The organism is Virgibacillus siamensis (assembly GCF_900162695.1).
Classification (GTDB): domain Bacteria; phylum Bacillota; class Bacilli; order Bacillales; family Amphibacillaceae; genus Lentibacillus; species Lentibacillus siamensis_A.
Genome location: NZ_FUIH01000007.1, coordinates 583,062 through 605,671, shown reverse-complemented (window position 1 = coordinate 605,671; position 22,610 = coordinate 583,062). Strand labels below are relative to the sequence as shown.

Here is a 22,610-nt window from a genome sequence, read left to right as displayed (position 1 = left end):
GCTCCAAAAACATTAGAAATAATTTCTCTCATGCGCAACATTGTATAATAAATGGTTTAAAAATGGTAAAATTTATTATATATAACTGTCTACATAAAATCTTAAACGAAATTATATATCAAACTTCATAAAAATAATTCCTGTAGTGCAAATCCCAACTATATTTGAAAAACTGTTAAATATTGGAGGTAACCAAATGCCTATATATAATAAATTGGTACGTGATCGTATTCCAAAAATCATTCAAAAAACTGGTAAAAACTTAAAAACTGAAGTATTAGACAATGAAAGTTATATAACGGAGCTTAAAAAAAAATTAAATGAAGAAGTCGCTGAGTATCAAGAATCAGATGGTAATAAGGAAGCACTTGAAGAACTCGCGGATATTCTAGAACTAATCCATGCACTTTCTTCCATCCACAATGGTTCCATCAAAGAAGTTGAGCAAATAAGGGAAAAAAAGAAAACCGAACGAGGAGGATTTGACGATAAAATTTTTCTACTAGAGGTGGAGGACTGACTAATAAAATTATTTAGGACTCCATATTATGTCAAAGCCATTTTTAATTGAGTAATCATATAACAAAATTATTTTGTTATGCTTATAATTCTTCATTAATTCAGTCCCGACTTGTTCATTTAAATCATTATTACGTTCAATAATATTATCCAAATATTTTCTCTCGGGAAGTTTATCATTTTTGGAACCATTGCATGTATTACAGGAAAGAACCAAATTCCAGATTTGATCAGACTGTACAAATGACCATGGAATGAAATGGTCTACATGTGTAGTCTTTTTCTTATCTGAAAGAGCCTTGCCACAATAGAAACATCTTCTTTCAAAGTGATTAAGTAATATTTTTTCATATGGCTTTAATGTACTGCGCTTTGCAATACGTTCCATCTTACCAAGTAAGTAATTAATACCTGGTACTTCATTCAAATCTTCAACCATTTTTGCCATATGATAATTTGTCAGGTGTATTAAAAGCCGTTGATACTTCATCATAAATTTATGAACACTAGGTTGGAACCGGAAATATTCACGTTTATGGTCAAAGGCATAAAATTCTCCTTTGGTATCACCATACAACGCACCATAGACATTTTCTTTCATTACCCCTTTAACTTGGGAAATTATTTTCAACTGCAGAAAGTCGTTAATCTTGTCAAAGCTAAAACCTGCTGGGATATTATTGCTCAACTGAAATTCTTTTAATAGCGTTACAACTCGAGCATTTTTAGGACCACGATTCTGTTTTTCCAAACCATGATGAATAACCAGATTCCAATACACTTTGGTAAACCCATGTGCTAACTGATCATACATTAGTTCATAATGGTCATTGATCTGATACAAATTCTCAATCAGTGACTTGATTAGCGCATATTTATAAGTGGAAGACTTCACGGACTTAGGGGATAGCACAATGGTAAAAATGCGCCATATATCTTCATCTGTCATATACTGTTCTTTTAGCTCACCAATTTTTAGCTTATGACTCATTTTCACAGCCCCCTAAATAATAGATTTATAATTCATTTTACATATCTTGCATCATTTTACAATATAAACTTGGCATTAAACACTTATTAAACCTTTAACCTCTATGGTATGATAATGTCGAGAAAGGTGGTTTCCATGAAGAAAACAGTAAAAGTCGTCGCAGCGATCATTGAAAACAAAAACAAAGAAATACTATGCGCCCTACGCTCCCCGGAAATGTCGATCCCAAATATGTGGGAATTTCCTGGTGGAAAAGTAGAGGACGGTGAAGACCTACATAGCGCATTAGAACGTGAAATCACGGAAGAATTTGCATGTACTATTAAAGCCACTGAAATTTTTAATGAAAACGTTCATGAGTATGATACTTTTATTATTAACCTAATCGCTCTTCAAGCTAAACTTATTGATGGTGAACCATCTTTAAGCGAACATTCCAAATTTGTTTGGCTAAAAAGAGAAAACTTACAATCACTAGTTTGGGCTCCTGCAGACATACCAGCAGTGGAACAATTGATTAAAGAGGTATAGGCCCTTATTTCGAAGAGGCCTATACCTTCTCTGTTAATTCTATATATAGTTGTTGTGGTAGTGTGTGTTCCAATTCCAGTTGTACCTCAATTGGTCTTTCCCCTTGATAGCCGATCGTATTCCCTTTTCCGATATAAATAAAGGGTTCCACATTATTTTTTTCAATCTCCCTAAACTTTCGTACAAATAAATGTAAATTGATTCCTCTATCCTGGTTATAAATAATGTTCTTACCACGTTCAGAACTTTGTGCTGTATTGTTAGGGGTCTCCCATTGAAAATGCTTTCGATCAATAATTTTATCATTATAATTAAGACTTTCCTTTACATCTACTTCCTTATGGAGGTCTATGTAAAGGAAATAATCATCCCCATTTGCAAGTAAGCCAGAACCTCTGTATGCACTATGGCTCTTTCGATAATTTGAAAGCAATGCTGCATCCATCATTTGGTACTGCTCATATAACTTAAAATGAGGTACACCATAATATTTCTCTCCAAATTCTCTTTCATACCGGAACAAACCATACTCAATAACATCAATTAAGTACTTCTTGTAACTAGGATTTGTCAAAAGCTGTTCAAATGAATTAGTCCTTAAAAGCCGCTCTCCTTGTAAGTTTGCTAACTTTGGAATTCTTTTTTTCTGCGTGTTATCAAAAAAGTTCTGATTTAAGAATTCTATGGCGTGATAAACACTATCTTCATCAACATTTTTTACCCATTTCAGTATCTCTTGTTCGGCCTCATCTATTGTGATTGTTGGCTGTTCAAACAAGTAGTTCAATATAACAAAATCATAGATTCGCTTTAGTGGCAGCATGCTGGACAACCATTTCAGTGCTTTTTCAAACGGCTCGTTGGCCAGTAATTGTTGTAGCTGTTGATCTTTCTCCACTTTTGCAACAAAGTTTAAATAAGACTTTTCTTTATCAATGAATTTCACCGGATCTGGTGCGCCATCATACTTATAAAAATCCATCAATAGTTTAGGAACCCTACCATTGTTCATTTTTTTAAATTCAAAATACTCCTCTTTTAAATACTTCATGGAGGTGAATTTCTCTTGATCAATTTGTGCCAAAATACGTTCCTGAGATATTTTATCCATTTGAATATGAGTGGCACCTGGCAAGTGAGCAAACCCGGTTGATATTGCTACTTTTAGGCTTTCTTTATCATAATATCGGCTGCCATTTAGGGCAATGGCAATTAAAAATGTCTTCGTATGATTGCCAATGAAATCAAGGACTGTTAAGAAGGATTTATCCTGATATTTTCTCAACCCACGTCCCAATTGTTGAATAAACACAATTGGAGAATTAGTGGGACGAAGCATCAAGACGGTATTGACTGACGGAATATCAACGCCTTCATTAAAAATATCTACAGTAAAGATAACTTGTAAATCGTTAAGATCATTTTCCAATTCAGCTATCCGAGCTTGTCTGACTGGTACATCGTCTTCACCCGATAAATAAGCACTGGGAATATCACGCTTATTGAACTGATCTGCCATATAACGCGCATGCTCCCTGCTTGCACAGAATCCTAAACATTTACGCTTTTTCCCATCATGCCCATAAAACTTCATTTTTTCTATAATAAAATCCACACGTTCATTGACCTTAAGTCGCTTTGTAATCTCATCTAGATCATCAACGGAAACGTCACTAAGGTCAATTTCATCAATATCTGTAATCCCGAAATAATGGAATGGTACGACAATGTCATCTTCAAGCGCGTCATGTAAACGCACTTCAAGTGCAACGTTAAAATCGAATATTTCAAAGATCGACCGGCTATCCCCGCGTTCTGGAGTGGCCGTCATCCCTAACATAAAACTTGGTTTAAAGTACTCAATAACATCCTGATACGTATCTGCAGTAGCATGGTGTGCTTCATCATAAATAATATAGTCAAACTCATCCGGACTAAATTGATGATAGTGTCGTGAAAGTGTCTGGATCGTTGCGAAAATATATTCTGCTTCTAAATCTTTCCTTGTCCCAGTTAGCATACCGAATCTTATATTCCTATTAGGGAGAAGTTTTTCATACGTTTCCTTTGCTTTAGTCAATATTTCTTCACGGTGCACAACAAAGAGAAGCTTTTTAGGTTTGAAATGCTGTACGTCAAACGCCGACATATATGTTTTACCAGTACCTGTAGCCGCGATGACCAATGCTCTCTTCTCCCCAAGGGTTCGAAGCCTATCCAGATTTTCCATCGCTTTTGTTTGCATGGAATTCGGGACAATGTAATCAGCTTTCTCATAGATCATTGATTTGGATGAGGTTACCCGGTCAATATTCTTAATAAATTGTTTGTAATCTTGTAAAAAGAAATCATTCACTACCGTACTTCTTTTCCACAAACTATGGAATTCCGATATCACTTGTTGAATAAAAGATTCATCATTCTTGGAAATAATCTCAACGTTCCATTCCACATTACTTTTCAATGCAGACTGAGTTATATTGGAAGAACCAATCATCACTTTAAAATAATCATCGTATTCGAATATGTATGCTTTTGTATGGAACCCAATATTACGTTCAGTTACAAAAACCTTCAAATCTACATTTTCAAACTGTCTCAGTCTTTCCAAGGCTTTTGGTTCCGTAAAATTCAAGTATGTAGAAGTAATAATTTCCCCTTCCACTCCCCTTTTTTGTGCTTCTTTCATTGGGTCCAAAAGAAGTTGGAGACCACTAAAATTTACAAAAGCGACACTAAAATAGAATCGATTACACGTTTCCAAGGAAGATGTTAACTCTTTAAGAAGATTGGTTTGCTCTGAATTTACGATTAAGTTTTTTTCTTTATGCATTGGTAAACCCCCAGTAAACTTATTCTACCAAAAATTAGTTGGCAGATATACGATCCTATATATTCATCCCGCCAAGCCTTATTCAATGGTTATCAATCCATTCGGTCTACCAATTCCCATTTAAAGTGCCCTATTAATATAAGCTAGTCATGTAATCAAATAATTTATCCCCTCAAGATTTTCCTTTACCTCTTTGAGTTCCTCCTTAGAATGCCTTTTCTCTTCATTCCTTAACTGATTACGAAAATATTGACGAATCTCTGTTTCCCCCACTAACCTGGGAACGTTTTGATTGTCGGATAAATCAATTACACCATCTGTTTCTTTGTCGGATGAATAACCGAAATAAACAACAGGCGTAATAAAGGGATTTCGATCAAAATGAGTGTTGATATATTTTCTTAATGTCAATGCCGTTGTCATAACTTGTTGTGTTGGATTACCATATGATTTAACTTGGATGCCTTCATCATCCGGAACAAAAACAAGCGTATGTTTTCTTGTTGATGGGTTTTTGGATGTCATTATATCCGCTATGAAGGAAAATGATCCTGCATTTTCCTGTGTCAATCCATGAACGATTTTCCCCTGCCAGTACTTGGTTTCCACGACATAAAAGCCTGTTGGCAATAATACCAGGTGATCCATCTGCCGTGTTTTTAAGTTGCCATTTTCCTCAAATGGTATAAAAAGATTGGGTAAAATATACATTTCAACGCTGGAAATCATGTTTTCCTGAACCAGCTCACTTTTTAAATGCTCCAATATCTGGTGGGTAACAATTTCCCCGTGATTCCGGGAATATCGTTGTAAATCATTAATGTTTTTATTCAATTTGCTGATATGAGTATTCAGGATTTGAATGTCTTTTTTATAGAACTGCTCAAATTCGGCCATCTTCTCCTGCCATTCATTCTCCTGTTCATGATACGATGATTTGAAATCTTCTTGTGCAGCTGCAATTTCCTGTTGATGCCTTTCGAATGCATTTAACTGGCTTTCCGTTGTATTTTTCTTTAAACGGAAAATATACCAAACGCAACCGAGTAATCCGATACTTAGAACAACTATTGCAATCGTATACAGCATGTTACACCCACCTTACATTTATGGTGTTTATTTCCATATTATCAAAGTAACATAGATAGTACTAGTAAACTTTTCCAAACTATATACTGAAATAAGCTGCTTCTTTTGGGACTCCCGGTATTTTAACCAGAAAAATAGCATTGGGACGGTAGTTGGCCCAATGCTATTTAATTTGATCTATGGTAGAAAAAAAGATAGTTCATACCTGATACCTGGGATCAATCGGTTTTATCGGCAATACCTGTTCACGATTGCTGTAAATTGCGCTTATTACGTTAGAAGACAATAAGAGCGTAATCTTGTCCGACTGTAATTTGATGGATACGCCATTAAATGTTTCCGTGTATGTATTCATAAGCTTATAAGCAACTCGATTATTTTCAAGTAATGCTTGTAATTCTTCCCGAAAGTAACAATGGCTTTCATCAACCTTCCGTCTGGCATCTGAATTTGACTTTTCTGTTGATAAACTGGCTGGTTTAATCCGAAACTCTATAATAATCTCAGCTGTTTCGTTGCTTTGCAGATCTATTTCCGGATCAATATATATAGGTGAATTCATATCACGTTTCCTTTATTTACGTTTTTTCCAAAGGACATGAGTGCTAGCCCATGTCCTTTGTTGGATTTTGTACTTCATCCGTAATTTCGTTGTTTTTTGTTCCTGTGCTTTCCGGTTTTATTTTTTCATGACCATTACGGCTTGCTTCTTCCAGCTTTTTCTGATCCAAAGGTATATGGATTGTTTCGTTAATATAGTTTGTAAAGCCTTGTAATGGATATTGAATTTCTGCTGCCACACAAGAAGGCTTCTCCTGAAACTCCTTTGAATACGTTTCACCGGGAGATAATGATTCCTGATAGTTCGCCAATCGAATAGGGATTGCAATTTTAGAAGTGTTTTGGATTGTAACGGCAACTTTTACCTCACAATTCGATTTGTAGGAGATAACATCCGCCTGAATGGAAAGTAAATCGTTCGTTGTAGCATTTACCATCGTTCCATGTGCATTGCTTTCACTTGTAAACCATGCGAACGTATCTGCTGTGCTGATGGAAACAGCGAAAAGATACAGCACTGTCATCGTGCATATAAACTTAACGATACGTGTCTTTGTCACCATTATTATCACCATCCAAAACAATCAACTATGTGCTTATTCGTATTGTGCGCCATTATCGGTTTGTTTAGCTTTCACGTTTAGAGAAGCGTTATAGGTTGCACCCTGATACTCATTTCCGGCATGTTCATCCAGTTTAATGCCCACCATAATATCAATGTACTGTCCTTCTTCCAGTTTCCAAAATGAATCATCTTCCCCTTCTCCAAACACAATCGTTCCGGAATCTGCTTCACCATCGGCCAATACCTTGCCTTTGACCTGAACACCTTCTGACAGACTGGAAAGTGTTGCACTTTTTTCATTTGTTGTCCCATTGAACAGGTTCTCAAGAGCAATTTTTGACTGCTCGTAAACATCCTGATCAGGTGCAGTTGTATATTTCATTGCCATGAAACCGACGTCATAAGATTCCAAAGATGCCTTGTCAACCGTATGACTGTAGGTGGTTTTCAAGAACGCATCCAAGTCGCCGGAATTTGTAATTGTAAGCCAATTGCCATATTGCAGCTGAGACGGGGCAAATTTTACACCGGAAAACATTGGTTCTTCTATATCCCCACCATTATTGATCTCCAATGCGCCATTTACCATATCACCCTGTGCATTCGTTTCGGAAGTAAACCATGAATATGTTCCCCCTGCTGCTGCGATTAAAATACCGGCTAACGCGATTCCCAATAAAAGATTTTTCGTCTTTTTCAATTTCAATTCCTCCCTTTTAAACTATACGTTTACAGACTGCTCCAGTTTTTTCCTTCTTTCATAAACTTCCAGACCTATATAGATGATTAAAGGCAATACAATGATACAGGTAAAGCCTATCGGACTTTTTATAAATGCCGATATATAGCCGCCATACGGTATGGAAAACAGTTTTTTACCCGCCAATGATTCCGCCGGTACCAATTTGTCATCTTTGACGTTATTGTTATCCCCTTTTGTTACAAAAAACAGTGACCCATCTTTGTGTGCTATATCAATAACCCTGTGTGTAATACGTTTTTCATGGTCAGCCCTGAACGTGATAACATCGTTTGGCTGTACTTCTGACGCAGCCATTGATTTGACCACGATTAAATCCCCGGTCTCAAAATCTGGCTTCATACTGTTTGATAAAACAGTAAAAATCTTATAACCGAAAAAAGATGGGGGTTGATCAGGCTGTGCGATGGTTTGAATAACAAACCAGGATACAACAATAAACAACACAACAAACATGAACCGAATACTATGTGTAACTACTTTTTTTATACCGCCCATCAAGATACCCCCATCCTGTTATTGAATGGCAATGCGCACATATGGAGCATGATGCGAGTTGCCTTTCATTACTTTGCTGGTTCAAGTCCAATGGCCTGCAAAAAGTCATTTAAACCTTTGTTACCCAGTTTCTCCCTTGGCTCTTTACCTGCTTTTGCTTCCTTGCCGACTTTCAGGAAGTTTTTCTCGATATAACGGATATCTGTTTCATTAACCGTCCCGTCCTTATTCAGGTCAGCTTTTGAAGGAATGGACTTGCCGTAATGAGCAACGACACGCATGACATCCATAATGTCAATCAAGCCATCGTCATTCACATCCCCAGCGTAATTTAATGGCAGATCAACCCGAACCGAATCACCTCGGAGGTCGCCATCAACTTTTTTGCTAACCTGTATTTTCGACGAACTATTTAAATGTCCGGGTGCATCCAAGATAATCTTATAAGGATCCTTCGACACCGGCAGTCCTTTGATTTCAAACCGTGAGCCGTTTGTGAATGCTCCTTTGTATATGTTGCCTTTTGAATCTTTGGCAGAGATTTTTACCCCAATTTCCTCGTAGTCCAGGTTAAGCGGAAAACCGGCTTCATGAAGGAACGCTTCGGCATTAATATATCCGTTAACCGTCGAATGTTTGGAAATAAAGTTGTATTCATCCTGTGCAAAAACCGGAATACTTTTCACTTCGTCTTTATTTCCTGATTGATAGGTGAATTCCTGCACCGTATGAATCAATTGCGCTTTTTCTCCATAATACGCATCACCAATTACCTCGAAGGTCACGTCAATGAAATTAATATCCCCGCTGAACCCTTCAAAATCCTGTTTATCAAAAGCCGCTCCAACTTTAACGGTTTTGGCAAATAGATCATCGGAAATCTCGGGTTCCGTTGTATTGATTTCAACATTGTGTTCCTTGGCATATTGTGCTAGCTCATCACTTAGCTTTACACCTTTGAATTCATACAAATCTTTCATGTAATTCAGTTTAAATTCACCGGACACAAGTTTTTTAACGTTATCCAGTTTTAACGTCAGTGTTATTTCATCACCCAATTTTACTTCTTTCTGATTGTTAACCACCTCGCCATAGGCTGTGCCTTTTTTCACAAACACGTATGGAATTTGATCAATTAATCTGGCATTTGTTGCGAGGTCTACCGGCATCAGACGTAATTTAACCGGCCCATTTTCTACTTCTTCAGGCAGAACACCGAATTTCATATTGCCGTCAGCCGATACTGGCAACCTTCCAGGGAAAGGTGAATTTTGGTAATATGCAACGATGTTTTCAGACTGATCGTAATCAAGACCATAGGAATTAAGCAAATCAATGGTAGAATCATAGACATTCGTGTGCACCCATAATGCATGGTAGCCGTCCTCATCGGTATACATTGATTCATCCACTTCATAAATACCGGGATTGTAATCGTCAAAAGTCATTTCTGCCGGCGTATTATCAACTGCGACAATTTCATCGGCCGTGTACTGATTACCATTACTATCGGAAGCTATCATTTTAATTTTGTAAGCTCCTTCATCCAATTTCGTAAGCTCATCTGCAATTGGATCAGAAGGGTCACCTGTGAATAAGAAAACGTTGCCCATAAATGCCCGAACAACATACAACGTTGTATCTACAGGCATTTCTTTCGCATTTAATGAACCAAGATAACCGATTGGTTCATCCGTATCAGCGTCCGCAACAATCATGTCAATTGTTTCCATCTTGCTGTTCAATTTAAATTCCAGTCCGATAAAAGGAACTAAAAACGAATGGAATGTCCATTCATTCGGAACAGCGTGCCTGAAGAGCTCCATACTGTTGATGCCTTTTTCCGTAATCCGGATTGCAAAAGGAATTTGGTATGCTTCCTCAGGATTGTCCGCATTTACCACATGAACGTACCCTTCGTATGTTCCGACAGCAGCAGTTTGCGGAACCGAAATGACCGGTGTTATTTCTTTGTTATCACCGGATGGTATCGTAACCGTTTGTTTCAATTCCAATGACACATCATTCGTTTCTGCATCCTGCCGGTCACCATCAGCAGACAGAAATTCAACATTCAAATTATATTGGTTATCTGCACTCGATTGATTTGCAATAACGATTGACTGGCTTTCTTTTATTTTACCTTCACCATCTAAAAAGTGACTGCCGAATGATAACGATCCGGTCGGGTTGTCCATGTTGATTAGTTCGTCTTCGTCCATCATTTCCGTCTTATCTTGAACGGAAATGGATGTTTTTGCATGAACGGCATCATATGCATTTATTCGTCCGGATCCGACCTCATAAACAGAATAATCTTCTTGCAGATCAACCGACGTATTCATCAAAGCGGTCTTGACATCAAATGGCGTATACTTCGGATTTTCCTGCAAAATTAATGCTGCAGTACCAGCTACATGCGGAGTTGCCATAGAAGTACCGTTCATTCGCTGATATGCCGTTTCATATGTTCCATTTGCAGCATCATTGATGTAAAATGGCGCTGTTGAATAGATTGCTACTCCCGGTGCAACTACATCCGGTTTAATATCATAGGTGTGCGATACCGGACCTCTTGAACTGAAATCTGCCAAGTGGTCACCAACCGTTTTTGTATTTCCTAATTCTTGAAATGTGAAGGCTGCCCCGTCTGTAATGGCAGCTTTTAATGCTTGACCATCTTCTTTTGATATACGAAATGCCGGAATATATGCAGTATTTTCTCCCAGATAATAAGGAATCTGGCCATCTATGTTGTTATAGACTATTACTGCCTCGGCACCAGCATTAGTTGCATTTTTAATCTTTTCATCAAAAGTAATGCTGCCGCGCTCGATTAATGCAATTTTTCCTTCCAGGTTTTTGTCCGCAAAATCTGCTGGCGTTCCAAGCCCGGCAAAAACTACCGGATATGCTTGATCTTCATATTTTTTCAGGTCAGCTTTGAAATTTTTCCCCAGCAGTTTCACATCGTTAAACTTGATGTCACCCGCTGAAGCCGTAAACGTTGGGATTGTCTGGGATACATCACTTGCCCCAACCGTAATGGACATGGCGGATGTACCTGGTGATCCAAGTGTTTTTTCGCCTGGCCCCGCATTTCCCGCTGCTACAACTGTTACCACTCCGGAAAGCATTGCATTATTTACCGCAACAGAAGTTGGTGATAACGGATCTTTAGCAGATGAACCCAATGATAGATTGATAACATCCATCTTATCTTTTACCGCTTTATCGATTCCGGCCAAAATCCAGCTGATTTTACCGCTTCCATATGGTCCAAGTACACGGTAGCTGTATAAATCTGCTTCAGGGGCTACCCCTTTTACCGCGTAATCAACGGCGTTATCTTTTTGTCCCGCGATGGTTCCTGATACATGTGTACCGTGTGAAGTGTAATAACTGGAACCACGATAATCAAATTCCGGTTTACCCGATTTCTGCCATTCCTTATAAGTGGTTTCCATCGGATCTGCATCATTTCCAACATAATCCCAGCCCTTTACACTGTCCGGATTAACTTGGCTTGGGTCTTCCCCTTTTGTTTTCTTATAACCTTCGTAGGCTTTCTTAAGGTCCGGATGATTGTAATCGATACCTGTATCAATAACACCTACGTTTATTCCCTCACCTTTAATTCCTTCTTCGTGAAGCTTGTCCACACCGATTTGGGGGATGCTGTCGGCCATTTTAGGTTCTATTTTTTTCTGATTGCTTTCAGGTAATTCAAGCTGAACCGATTTATCCTTCCAAATACGCTCGACAAGTCCCGAGTCAATCAGGGTCTTAATTTTATTGCCCGGTAAAGTCATTGCAACCCCATTAAAAGCACTGCGATATTCTTGGGTTACAGCGATTTCCTGTGCCGAAACTGATTTCCTTTTTTTCAACTGACTGATCACGTCATTAAACTTCTTATGTGATGACTCCACTTTCTCTTCCGCCTTAGAAAGTGTTACGGAGGTCCGTTGTCTTTTTAACTTGGCCTTGGCCATTTCAACTTTGGCAGGCTCCTGCTTAAATTCAACTACTACATTTACCGGGTCAGTACTTTCAATGTTAATGCCCGGCTGGATTGTAAAGTTTGGATCTGCCTCCAGTTTATTTAATTGATTACGCTCTTTTTCTGTCAGATTGTTTAAAATGTCTGCAGCGTCTTTCGATTTATTGTTCGCTGCATTTGCAAATTGTGTTGACGGGATCATGGTGCTCAAAACTAAAATGACAGATAATACGATAGACAATACCGTAAATCGTCTTTTTCTCATCTTTTTCCCCTTTCCCGTGATTTTCTGGTTTTAGTTATTTTTTGAATTTCACCTCGCTTCCCTCCAATAAAAAATAACTATTAACTCCATAGTAAGCACAAGCTGGAAGGCTGTAAATTGGGGTTTTTGGAGTATTTTAAAGATTATAAACGGGTGAGAAGTTCGACATTGTCAGCGGAAATCAACTGTCCTAAATAAAACAAAAATCGACTTACAAAAGGCCAGCCATATCATCTGCTGTTATTTCGGGAAATTGGATCAATGTTTAAAACGGTACTTAAGTACTATCTTAAAAACCCCAAATTTATGGAAATTTCGATATAATGGACAACAAATGGTTACATTTATGCTTGTAATTGGCTTGGAATCAAATGGGGGGATTCGATATGTACGAAGGGGAAGTCATCAAATTTTACCGGAAGAAAGCAAGACTTACACAAGATCAGCTCTGCGAAGGGATATGTTCTACAACACATATAAGTAAAATTGAACGGGGTTTAACCGAATATTCCCCTGAAATTACCACATTGCTGGCAAACAGGCTGGAAATTGATATTGATGAAGAAGTGAAAAGTTTAAAGAATATCAAAGCAAAACTCGACAAATGGCATGAGATGATTATTTCACAAAACATGGAGGAAGCTGCGAAAATTCACGAAGAATTGAACAAAAATGATTTAATCAAGCTATCGGAATATGAAATGCGCTACAAGCTGCTTTTCATCAAACATCACCTTAAAAATCAGGAATTACATAAAGTGCATAATGCCATTAAAAAACTTACCAAGGGACCCGAAGATCTGCCTGTTTTTGAACAAAATTTATATAACCATGTATTAGGGATTTATAACATAGCAATCGAGAACCATTTAAAAGCGATTAAATTATTAAAAAACATTGATTTAGAACGTTATTCCAATGCCTTGGTTTACTATGATATAGCAACGGCTTATCACTATAATAACTCTCCCGTAATGTCCTATCATTATGCAGCAAAGGCATTACAGCTATATAAACAAACCAATAACTTCCTTGGTGTTATTGACACAGAAAACCTTATGATTATTCAAATAGAATCCGATCAGCATCGTGATTTTAATGAAACCACCAGACAGTACGAAGACCTGCTCAAAATCTGTGATCTTTGTAATTCCCCGGATAAAACGGCAAAGCTGCTGCATAATTTTGCCTACGAAAATTTAAGAAGGAAAAAATATCAAAAATCCAAACAGCTTTATGAACAATCTTTAAAGCTAAAAAAAGCGTACTCCACTATTTATTTACTTTCATTGGAAGGTTATATCAAGAGCTCATATGATGGAGGACTGTTATCTGAAGAAGAACTGCTGCACGATGTGTTCAAAGGTTTAGACATCGCAAAAACAATTAAAAACAAATTATATGAAATTGTATTTTCACTTCATAAATATATAATTCTGAAACGAAGTAACCAATACCATCAATACTTGGCCAATAAGGCAATTCCATATTTTAAAGAACATGGTTATATTGCACTCGCTCAGAAATATGAACGGGAGCTGTTTAATTACTATACCGGGAATGGGGAAAATGATAAGGCACTGGAGGTGGCGGACGACCTTGTTAATAATCAAAATCAATAATTCATTTTCGTGGAGAATTACATCAAACATCTCCATAATCACTATGACAACACTGGAAGAGGCATAACAATAAAAGCCTCTTCCAGTGTTTAAAAAGAATAATCGGTTATTCAAGCCTTTCCAGACCTTTTATATCATCACTGGTTTCTTTATTAGAATACACCGACAGTTTCAGTTGAAAAGTAAAAGGTTCAAATTTACATCTATATTTTTCTAGTTGATTTTGACCGCATGAATTCGAACCCAATCCATTTTGCTTCTTATCTAAATGAAGTACAATATAATTTCTATGGTTTAAATCAATAGTATGTTTTGCATTTTCCAAATCAGATATCTCATAAAATGAAGCTCCGAAATCAAACAATGAATTACTTGCAGCCATTAGTCCAATTCCATTGCGATTTACCAATGATGCCCAGTGTGTATCGGTGTGGTTTCCATTTTCTTGCGGTTTTACATAATTTGTAAACATCTCTTTAACAGTTTTCTTGTAAACTCCCACTAGATTTGCCTGTTTTGAATCAGAATAGGATTCGCCTGGACCTCTACCATACCAGCGAACGTTTTCACATTCTTTATTAACTCGCATTTCGACACCTATTCTCGGAATCATTTCCGGTGCATTTTCAATCATTCCTTTTGGGGTACCGGAGACATTGAATAAAATATCACCATTTGCATAAATACGGTATTCATAGATGCAATAGTAATACCATGAGGAATTCGTTGTTCCATTAACAGTTTTTACAATTATATCTACCGTTCTATCGTTTTGTTTATATTCGAAGGAGTCAACCATTTCATGCCATAAATGCATAAAGTACTTTTCCTTATAATCTTTTAAAATGTACATATCATTATCAATGGGAGCTCTCCAAAATTGCAGTTTCGGACCTTCTTCCACAACTTGAATACCATCCTTTTTCCAGGAAGTCATTCTTCCATTTACAGTATCAAATGTAACTTCGGTTTCTTCACTAGTAACCCTAAGGTTATTGGGGGAATTTTCTACCTGAAATACCCCTTTTGGCGATAAAATTAACGTATCGGTTTCAATTGGTAACGTAAATTGTGCTGTCGCCAATTGTTGACCTTGCGTACCCCAGTTATAATCACGTTTGGTAACATAGGAAATAGTAAGCAAGTAGTCCGGACCTGCCTCATTTAAACTTTTCAAAAATGAGAGATTATAGTCCAACGTTATCTGCTTGCTATTTCCTGCTGGAATGTCGGTTAAATCATAACTTCCTGTTTGTATCGGTTGACCATTTTTCTCAACAGCGTAATGTAATGTCAAATGTTCTAACGAAATAAAATCATATTTATTTTCAACTTGTATTATCCCCTGCTCTAAGCTTACGTCATGCGTATGTACAGGTTCAATGACTTTTTTATATTCCATTAACGCCGGAGAAGGAGTGCGATCGGGCATAATTAATCCATCAATACAGAAATTTCCATTCGATGGATCGTCACCAAAATCACCTCCGTAACGAAAAAATACATTTCCCTTTTCATCTTTTGACTCAATTCCATGATCATACCATTCCCAAATAAATCCACCTTGTAGATGCTCATGTGCATAAACAAGTTCCTGATATTCCTTTAAACCACCGGGGCCATTCCCCATCGCATGACCATATTCACAATGAATATGCGGTTTTTCCGTTGTATCAATAATATGTTGCATTGTCCTTCGACTTCTGGTTGGTGATTCCAGCCACGTATACATAGTCGAATATACATCCGTCACTTGAGCATTAGTATCACCTTCATAATGAACCAGACGGCTTGAATCCAATTGCTTGCAACGTTTTGCCATCTGCAAGAAATTATGGCCAAACCCTGATTCATTCCCTAAAGACCACATAATAATCGATGGATGATTTTTATCCCTTTGAACCATCCTTTCCAGTCTATCAACATAAACATTTTCCCATGCTGGATTATCGGTTATCCAACTATAATTATTGGTCAACTCAAATCCATGACATTCGATGTCTGCCTCATCAATCACATACATACCATACCTATCACACATCTCATATAAAAATGGAGAGTTAGGATAATGTGAAGTACGTATTGCATTAATGTTATGTTGTTTCATTAGACGGATATCATCAATAATGTTTTCCTTCGATACAACACGCCCTGTCACCGGATGAAAATCATGACGGTTAACTCCTTTAAGTTTGATTGCCACACCATTTACTGTAAACGTTTTTCCTTTCCGCTCGATTTGACGGAAGCCAACATGTTGCGAAATTACTTCAAGGACCGTATCTTTCTGTTTAATTTTTAATAACAATGTGTACAAATTTGGGTCCTCGGCACTCCATAACCTTGGCTGATTGACTTTTTCCGTAATCATAAATTGTTCGGATAATTGTTGTTGTCCATTTACTACGCTTTGAAACTTATCATCTATTAATTCATAAGTAATAGTCAGCCCCTCTGGAATTCCACGTATTATACCAGAAACAGTTAATTCCCCAGTTGTATAGTTGTCTCTTAAATTAGTATCAATTATAAAATCGTCGATACCTTTTTTAGGCTGCGTATACAAATCAACATCCCTAAATATACCACTTAACCACCACATATCCTGATCTTCCAGATACGTACCATCCGACCATTGATAAACCCGAACAGTAACCTCATTTTTCCCAACTCTTACATACGAACTGACGTCAAATTCTGTTGTCATTCTAGCACCTTTACTATAGCCAACTTCCTTACCGTTAACCCACAAATGAAAAGCGGAATCAACACCTTGAAACCGCAAAATAACATTTTGTTCCAACCACTCTGCATCCATCGTAAAATTACGCTTATAAATCCCAGTTGGATTTTTGGAAGGCACATACGGTGGACGAATCGGAAAGTTATACCATAAATCTGAATAGTGCATATCCCCATACCCTTCCATTTGCCAATTGCTTGGAACATTTATCTGATCCCAATCACTACTATCGAAATCCTCCAATTCGAAACCCAACGGGGAATATTCTGGTGCATCCAAAAATAAAAAATGCCAATACCCATTTAAGCTTTTAAAGTTATGTGTATAAGATGGTTCCATATAAAGGGCAGATTGCTTATCAGGATAGGAATGAAAAAACGCTCTTGGTTTCATTCTGTTTTTATCTGTTATGGTAATATCTTCCCAAACTTTAAATTCCCTCACATCAATTCTCCTCTTATAGAATTTTGTATCGCAAATTGTAATATCTATTCTTAACCAAAAGAATAATTTATGTTTAACATAAATATTCGTTCGCTAAAACGAGAAATACACTTGAGGTCCATGTGAATGCTGGATCTCGTAATCCTTCTCCAGTTAATGCGTTAAAATTTTCTGCCATGCCATTTTGGTTAGCCATTTCACAAAACTTACGCGCAAGTTCCTGAGCAAAATCTTTTTCACCTGAGGCAGTTAACCCATCTATCAACAACATTGTTGAAGGTGCCCAGATTGGACCACGCCAATAACCGTCTGGAATATAGTAAGAGCTTGAAATGCTTTCTGTTGCAAGACCGTATTTTGTTTTAAAACGCAATTCTTTTTTCAAACCATTAATTAGTTTTGTACGGATATTTAAAGGAAGTTGTTTTCCAAGAATGATTGGCATATACAACAATAAACTGTCTCCTTCAACAATTTCCTCTCCAAAATATCGTGCAGTAAACTGTTCACCATTCCAAAAATAAGTAATCATTTTTTGGAATGTAAATTCTGAAAGTTCTTCCCAACTTTCCTTTTCTTCTTCCAAGTCCAATATCCCGGCAATTTCTGCTAAAAGATTCATCTGTAAAATTAGAAATGCACAAAGATCCGGACTCTCCACAGGAATGCCCTTGTGAAAAACTGTACTGTTATCCCAGCCACTGTCATTACCGTGTTGATACTCTGGCAATCCATTGTTATTAACATCACGTTCTTTAAAGAACCAATTTGTCCAATTGGATAGAGGATGATAAATCTTTTTTAAATATTCCACACTGATGCGCTTTGACCTTCGCATCATCCATGATAATGCCCATCCATGAATCGGGGGTTTGCTACAATTCCAGTAAGAAAATTGATCATTCATAAAATCTGCAAGTACCCCATTAGGACCTTGCTTGTCGAAAAAAACCATTAATTGATTCCAAGCAAGGTCGGGGTTATTTCGAATAAGAGCCATAGCATTAAAACAATTATCCCAACTCCAAATATTGGTCATCCAATTTTTTGACATGTACATCGCATGACGTGTCAAATTCCCTTCTGGTCTTACCACACAGGACCATGTAATGTAAGATGCCAGTTCTCGTCCCCTATTGTATTTGTCCGAAGTTTCCAACGTTTTATCAAACCATTCTGAATACTCCGATTCAACCTTTTCATGACAACTTTTAAAATCATCTTTAAAATGACAATCTGGAACAGAGGTAATAAATTCTTGAATCGCACAAGACATTTCATGGCTATTTTCATTAGGGATGAAATCAGCTATCACATAATCACAACTGTTTACATTCCATGGTGCATCCATATTAAGTGAACCGATTAAAGGTGTAAACATAAACCTTATATTTTTTGAAAAGCTGTTTACCTGCCAACTTTCCTGCCGATGATGGAATGCATTATCATATGCTCCCGCTACCATAGTTAATCGAATACCTAGATCTTTTCCATAAATACGAAGACAGTCAGGTTCACTTAAGCAGAGTTCCACAAATCCCCCATTTGTTTGTAATCGTAATAGAGTTGGCGTAGCAACAGGTTCATAGGTTATAGGCATTCCATTTTTAAGCACATCAATCTTAAATACGGCTCCATTGTCGTTATCCCCTCCTCTAATATTTCTTAAATAAAGACCTTCATCCAAACTTTTCTTCACATTTATATATGAAATGACGAGATAGGAGCCAAAACGACTAAAGGGTATCTCTTTAAGATCAAAATTCATTTATAACTTCCTCCCCCATTCACTAATATGTTGTTATTGCTTTACCGATCCCGAGATTCCTTCGATAAAATAACGTTGCATCACAATAAATACGATGATAACAGGCAGTAAGGAAATTGTTGCCCCGGCTGCCATTCCCGTCCAATCCGTTTGATATTGACCAACAAAAGAAAGCATACCAACTGCTAATGTTCTCAATGCTGGACTATTCAACGTAAGAACAAGCGGAATTAAAAATGAACTCCACGTCCAAATAAATTGCATGATAGCAGCAGTAGCAATAACAGGTTTTGCATTCGGAAGGATAATTTTAAAAAAAGTTCTTACAAATCCGCATCCATCTATTGACGCTGATTCTTCAATTTCGTTAGGGATTTTTGAAAAGAAAGCCGCAAACAATAGTATAAATAACACATGAGCCCCAGAAGCCTCCGCAAGAATTACACCAACCAACGAATTTGTTACTCCTAGCATTTGCATTAATTCATATAGTGGAATGATTGTATATCCCTTGGGTATAAACATTAAAGCCCCGATAATCGTGATAATTACTTTCCGGCCAGGGAATGCGACTCGTCCCAAGGCATAACCAGTTAAACAACTCAAAATCACAACTATAATAACTGTTGCTATTGTGATTATTACCGAGTTAATAAAGTAATCGGAAAAATCCGCGACTTTCCATGCCCGTGTATAATTTTCCCATTGGGGATTTTCTGGTATTGGATTAATTCCTGAAGTTATAAATGTTTGATTTGTCTTGAGTGAAGATGAAATCATCCACACGAAGGGATAAATCCAGATGATACCGAATGTTATTAAACCTATATGAATAAGTAACCTTGATATCTTACCTGTCATAGCTATTTCATCCTCACGTTAATTTGATTAATTTTCTTTTTTTTATTGGCTTTAATAACGAACCAGCCAAAGATTAAACTTATTAAAAATACAGATAATCCCAAAATAACCCCTGCAGAAGAAGCATAACCAACCTGGGCAGGACCAAATTTAGATGTAAAAGCATAATTATAAATATATAACTCTAGTGTTTCAGTAGAATAGTAAGGTCCACCGCCTGTTAAGGTTTTTACAAGGTCAAACACATGCATGCTTCCAACAACAGTTAACAAAAGTATTGTAGCGCCTATTGGTTTAAGCAAAGGTAGAGTTACGTAGCGTAAAGTTTTCCAATACCCTGCACCATCAATTCGTGCTGCTTCATACAATTCTTTGGGAATCATTTGCAATCCTGTTAACCAGTAAATCATTACAATACCAATCTGCTTCCAAGATCCAACGATTATTAGGACAGCCATTGCAAACACAGGATTCACCAGCCAGGGAATAGACTGATCAATAACCCCAATCATTTGCAGAACTTTATTTACCAGACCCTGAATCCCGAATATGTTCTGCATTATGATTCCCACTATTGCTGTAGTAGTTACAACTGGCAAAAAGTACAACGTGCGATAAAAACCCTTTCCCTTTAATTTTGGTTCATTCAAAATTAAGGCCAATATTAATGCAACGGATACCGATATAATGGTAAAACCAACTGTATATATAATTGAATTCATAAAGGAATTCCAAAACCTGTCATCATTTAGCAATTTGATATAATTTGAAAATCCAACGAATTCATCCAAAGGCCCAATGCCCGACCAATCAAAAAATGAATAAACATAGCTCATTACAATCGGGTATAGTGAAAGGCCGAAAAATATAATCAGTTGGGGTAAAATAAAAATATATGCCCATATGTATCTACTTCGGGTCTGTCGGTTACTTTTCTGCTTTCTCTTATGAGACCTATCTATACTTATTTGTTTTTTCATGAAACCTCTCCCCGATAAAATATAAGCGGGGCACAGCATTTTTACACATTGCAGGTTTATTAAAAAATATAGCCATGCCCCAAGCCTTTTGTTATATTGTTTAAATAGCAAAGACTATTTTTTTAATTCCTGATAATCCTCTTTACCGTAAGGTTGATAGGGCTTCCAGTTCGGAAAAATAAAATTTTCCCTATTAATCTTATCATTTGATTCAAGAGCTTTTGTAAATGCTTCATTATAACCATCAGTTATTTTTTGAAGTGTTCCTTCTAAATCGCTAACTTGTCCAGCTAAATAGCCCATTAAAACAGAACCAACATTTGTATCAGGCGCATTATTATTAACTTCCAAGGTAACATCTAGTGCTGCAGGGTTTAATTTCACTGGCTCTGGCGCTCTAATGTTTGATTTGAGAAAAATTTCTTGAATAGTTTTTATTTGTGGAATCGGCGGTTCTGCTTTAACCGCGTCAAAATTCTTTGCTACAGTAGCCTCACCGACTTTTATAGCTTCTCCATAAATATTTTCTCTTAGAAACTTCAGGAAACGTTTAACTTCTGGCCAATGCTCGGTGTTTTTCGAAACATACATGCCATCTCCACTACCCAATCCAAATTCCCCATAAGGATGTCCCCCATTACTTTTAACAGGTAAAGGAGCAACTCCGAAATTATCAAACCCATTTTTGTGCATCAATAAACCAGACCAATTTCCATCAAACAGAAATGCTGACTGCCCGGACGCGAATAAAGCACGAACTTTTGTCGAATTAGTTTCAAGGCTTACAGGTGATAGCACATTATTGTCAAAAAGATCCTTAAAATACTTTATCGTCTCAATATGACCCTCAGTGGAGTAGTTGTACTTCCCAGTCTTGTAATCTAACCCGCTTACAGGTGAAATACCCCTTGCCATCATCTGTGTGACAGCATTAACCAACCATTCCGACTTTCCTCCAAATAACAAACCATAAGTTTTACCATCGGATTTTTCGTAAACCTTTTTTCCAGCTTCCTCCAATTCATCCCAAGTTTCAGGAATTTTTTCGATTCCCAATTTATTTAGCACATCTTTGTTGTAATACATCATGTAAGCGCCACCCTTATAAATCGGAAATAAATATATTTTGTCTCCAACCATCGTATTTCCTGGAGCAAACACTCCATCTGTATATTGTTTTTGAGCTTTTTTTGGGAATATACTATTCAAACTATGCACTAAATCAAGATCCACTAACTGTGAAATAGAATAACTACTTGTAGTAAACATATCTGGAAGGTTATTATCTGATATTGCAGCCTGGTACTGTGCCTGCGAAGATTCCACACTCAAGTTCTTCAGATTAATATTAATATTTGGATTCTTCTCTTCGAACTTTTCAATCAATATAGGAAAATAGGTTCTTCCCGCGGAAATATTATTCCACAATGTAAGTGTCACGTCACCTTCTTTGCCATCAGATCCATCTGTGGCATCGCTAGAATTACTTTGACAACCTGTTAACAACAGCCCCGTTACAACACAAAAACAGATTATTAAACTCCAAACCTTTTTCATTTTGTTTCCTCCTTAGTAAT

Annotated in this window: 16 protein-coding genes; 3 read left to right on the top strand and 13 right to left on the bottom strand. The window is 37.1% G+C overall.

Going from position 1 to position 22,610, the window contains the following annotated elements; genetic code table 11:
• The first annotated feature begins 196 nt into the window (after nucleotides 1-196).
• Nucleotides 197-520 carry a nucleoside triphosphate pyrophosphohydrolase gene (locus B1K71_RS06685; RefSeq protein ID WP_077325328.1) on the top strand — a complete coding sequence of 108 codons (324 nt, stop codon included), beginning with the start codon at nucleotides 197-199 and terminating at the stop codon, nucleotides 518-520.
• A gap of 9 nt (nucleotides 521-529) precedes the next feature.
• Here B1K71_RS06685 and B1K71_RS06680 read toward each other — a convergent pair whose 3' ends face one another.
• Complete coding sequence (locus B1K71_RS06680; protein WP_077325326.1) at nucleotides 530-1,510, bottom strand: HNH endonuclease; 981 nt, start codon at nucleotides 1,508-1,510, stop codon at nucleotides 530-532.
• Between the two features lie 135 nt (nucleotides 1,511-1,645).
• Between B1K71_RS06680 and B1K71_RS06675 the strand changes: the two genes are divergently transcribed.
• Nucleotides 1,646-2,041, top strand: a complete 396-nt coding sequence (locus B1K71_RS06675) for a (deoxy)nucleoside triphosphate pyrophosphohydrolase (protein ID WP_077325324.1) — start codon at nucleotides 1,646-1,648, stop codon at nucleotides 2,039-2,041.
• 19 nt (nucleotides 2,042-2,060) lie between these two features.
• On the opposite strand, the gene B1K71_RS06670 is transcribed toward B1K71_RS06675, so the two are convergent.
• The 7 genes from B1K71_RS06670 to B1K71_RS06640 form a co-directional block, all read right to left on the bottom strand.
• Nucleotides 2,061-4,874: a DEAD/DEAH box helicase gene (locus B1K71_RS06670; RefSeq protein WP_077325322.1), complete on the bottom strand. Its 2,814-nt coding sequence runs from the start codon at nucleotides 4,872-4,874 to the stop codon at nucleotides 2,061-2,063.
• Nucleotides 4,875-5,021: 147 nt separating this feature from the next.
• On the bottom strand, nucleotides 5,022-5,963 hold the full coding sequence (locus B1K71_RS06665; protein ID WP_077325320.1) for a nuclease-related domain-containing protein: 942 nt from the start codon (nucleotides 5,961-5,963) through the stop codon (nucleotides 5,022-5,024).
• A 199-nt stretch (nucleotides 5,964-6,162) separates the two neighbouring features.
• Nucleotides 6,163-6,525 (bottom strand): protease inhibitor I9 family protein, encoded by a 363-nt coding sequence (locus tag B1K71_RS06660; RefSeq protein ID WP_077325318.1) that lies wholly within the window; start codon nucleotides 6,523-6,525, stop codon nucleotides 6,163-6,165.
• Between the two features lie 43 nt (nucleotides 6,526-6,568).
• Entirely contained in the window at nucleotides 6,569-7,087 is a 519-nt protein-coding gene (locus B1K71_RS06655) for a hypothetical protein (protein WP_077325316.1), read from the bottom strand.
• A 33-nt stretch (nucleotides 7,088-7,120) separates the two neighbouring features.
• The gene (locus tag B1K71_RS06650; protein ID WP_077325314.1) at nucleotides 7,121-7,789 is read right to left on the bottom strand and encodes a hypothetical protein; all 669 of its coding nucleotides are present in this window, start codon (nucleotides 7,787-7,789) and stop codon (nucleotides 7,121-7,123) included.
• A 21-nt stretch (nucleotides 7,790-7,810) separates the two neighbouring features.
• On the bottom strand, nucleotides 7,811-8,347 hold the full coding sequence (locus tag B1K71_RS06645; protein ID WP_077325312.1) for a signal peptidase I: 537 nt from the start codon (nucleotides 8,345-8,347) through the stop codon (nucleotides 7,811-7,813).
• A gap of 68 nt (nucleotides 8,348-8,415) precedes the next feature.
• A complete protein-coding gene (locus tag B1K71_RS06640) occupies nucleotides 8,416-12,615 on the bottom strand; it encodes a S8 family serine peptidase (RefSeq protein ID WP_077325310.1) in 4,200 nt (1,399 codons plus the stop codon).
• 386 nt (nucleotides 12,616-13,001) lie between these two features.
• Here B1K71_RS06640 and B1K71_RS06635 point away from each other — a divergent pair, with 386 nt between their 5' ends.
• Nucleotides 13,002-14,237, top strand: a complete 1,236-nt coding sequence (locus tag B1K71_RS06635; protein WP_175631854.1) for a helix-turn-helix domain-containing protein — start codon at nucleotides 13,002-13,004, stop codon at nucleotides 14,235-14,237.
• 106 nt (nucleotides 14,238-14,343) lie between these two features.
• Here B1K71_RS06635 and ebgA read toward each other — a convergent pair whose 3' ends face one another.
• The 5 genes from ebgA to B1K71_RS06610 form a co-directional block, all read right to left on the bottom strand.
• Nucleotides 14,344-17,424, bottom strand: coding sequence for a beta-galactosidase subunit alpha (gene ebgA, locus B1K71_RS06630; protein ID WP_077325306.1), 3,081 nt, complete (start codon nucleotides 17,422-17,424; stop codon nucleotides 14,344-14,346).
• Nucleotides 17,425-17,497: 73 nt separating this feature from the next.
• Nucleotides 17,498-19,192: an amylo-alpha-1,6-glucosidase gene (locus tag B1K71_RS06625; RefSeq protein ID WP_077325304.1), complete on the bottom strand. Its 1,695-nt coding sequence runs from the start codon at nucleotides 19,190-19,192 to the stop codon at nucleotides 17,498-17,500.
• Nucleotides 19,193-19,225: 33 nt separating this feature from the next.
• Nucleotides 19,226-20,053 (bottom strand): carbohydrate ABC transporter permease, encoded by an 828-nt coding sequence (locus B1K71_RS06620; protein WP_077325302.1) that lies wholly within the window; start codon nucleotides 20,051-20,053, stop codon nucleotides 19,226-19,228.
• 2 nt (nucleotides 20,054-20,055) lie between these two features.
• Nucleotides 20,056-21,033: a carbohydrate ABC transporter permease gene (locus B1K71_RS06615; RefSeq protein WP_077325300.1), complete on the bottom strand. Its 978-nt coding sequence runs from the start codon at nucleotides 21,031-21,033 to the stop codon at nucleotides 20,056-20,058.
• 114 nt (nucleotides 21,034-21,147) lie between these two features.
• Nucleotides 21,148-22,590, bottom strand: coding sequence for an ABC transporter substrate-binding protein (locus tag B1K71_RS06610; RefSeq protein WP_077325298.1), 1,443 nt, complete (start codon nucleotides 22,588-22,590; stop codon nucleotides 21,148-21,150).
• Nucleotides 22,591-22,610: the final 20 nt, after the last annotated feature.

Coding starts and splice junctions, on each gene's coding strand:
- B1K71_RS06655 (WP_077325316.1), bottom strand. CDS start 7,087: ATGGTGACAAAGACACGTATCGTTAAGTTTATATGCACGATGACAGTG.
- B1K71_RS06615 (WP_077325300.1), bottom strand. CDS start 21,033: ATGAAAAAACAAATAAGTATAGATAGGTCTCATAAGAGAAAGCAGAAA.
- B1K71_RS06670 (WP_077325322.1), bottom strand. CDS start 4,874: ATGCATAAAGAAAAAAACTTAATCGTAAATTCAGAGCAAACCAATCTT.
- B1K71_RS06665 (WP_077325320.1), bottom strand. CDS start 5,963: ATGCTGTATACGATTGCAATAGTTGTTCTAAGTATCGGATTACTCGGT.
- B1K71_RS06610 (WP_077325298.1), bottom strand. CDS start 22,590: ATGAAAAAGGTTTGGAGTTTAATAATCTGTTTTTGTGTTGTAACGGGG.
- B1K71_RS06645 (WP_077325312.1), bottom strand. CDS start 8,347: ATGGGCGGTATAAAAAAAGTAGTTACACATAGTATTCGGTTCATGTTT.
- B1K71_RS06680 (WP_077325326.1), bottom strand. CDS start 1,510: ATGAGTCATAAGCTAAAAATTGGTGAGCTAAAAGAACAGTATATGACA.
- B1K71_RS06685 (WP_077325328.1), top strand. CDS start 197: ATGCCTATATATAATAAATTGGTACGTGATCGTATTCCAAAAATCATT.
- B1K71_RS06620 (WP_077325302.1), bottom strand. CDS start 20,053: ATGACAGGTAAGATATCAAGGTTACTTATTCATATAGGTTTAATAACA.
- B1K71_RS06625 (WP_077325304.1), bottom strand. CDS start 19,192: ATGAATTTTGATCTTAAAGAGATACCCTTTAGTCGTTTTGGCTCCTAT.
- B1K71_RS06660 (WP_077325318.1), bottom strand. CDS start 6,525: ATGAATTCACCTATATATATTGATCCGGAAATAGATCTGCAAAGCAAC.
- B1K71_RS06675 (WP_077325324.1), top strand. CDS start 1,646: ATGAAGAAAACAGTAAAAGTCGTCGCAGCGATCATTGAAAACAAAAAC.
- B1K71_RS06640 (WP_077325310.1), bottom strand. CDS start 12,615: ATGAGAAAAAGACGATTTACGGTATTGTCTATCGTATTATCTGTCATT.
- B1K71_RS06635 (WP_175631854.1), top strand. CDS start 13,002: ATGTACGAAGGGGAAGTCATCAAATTTTACCGGAAGAAAGCAAGACTT.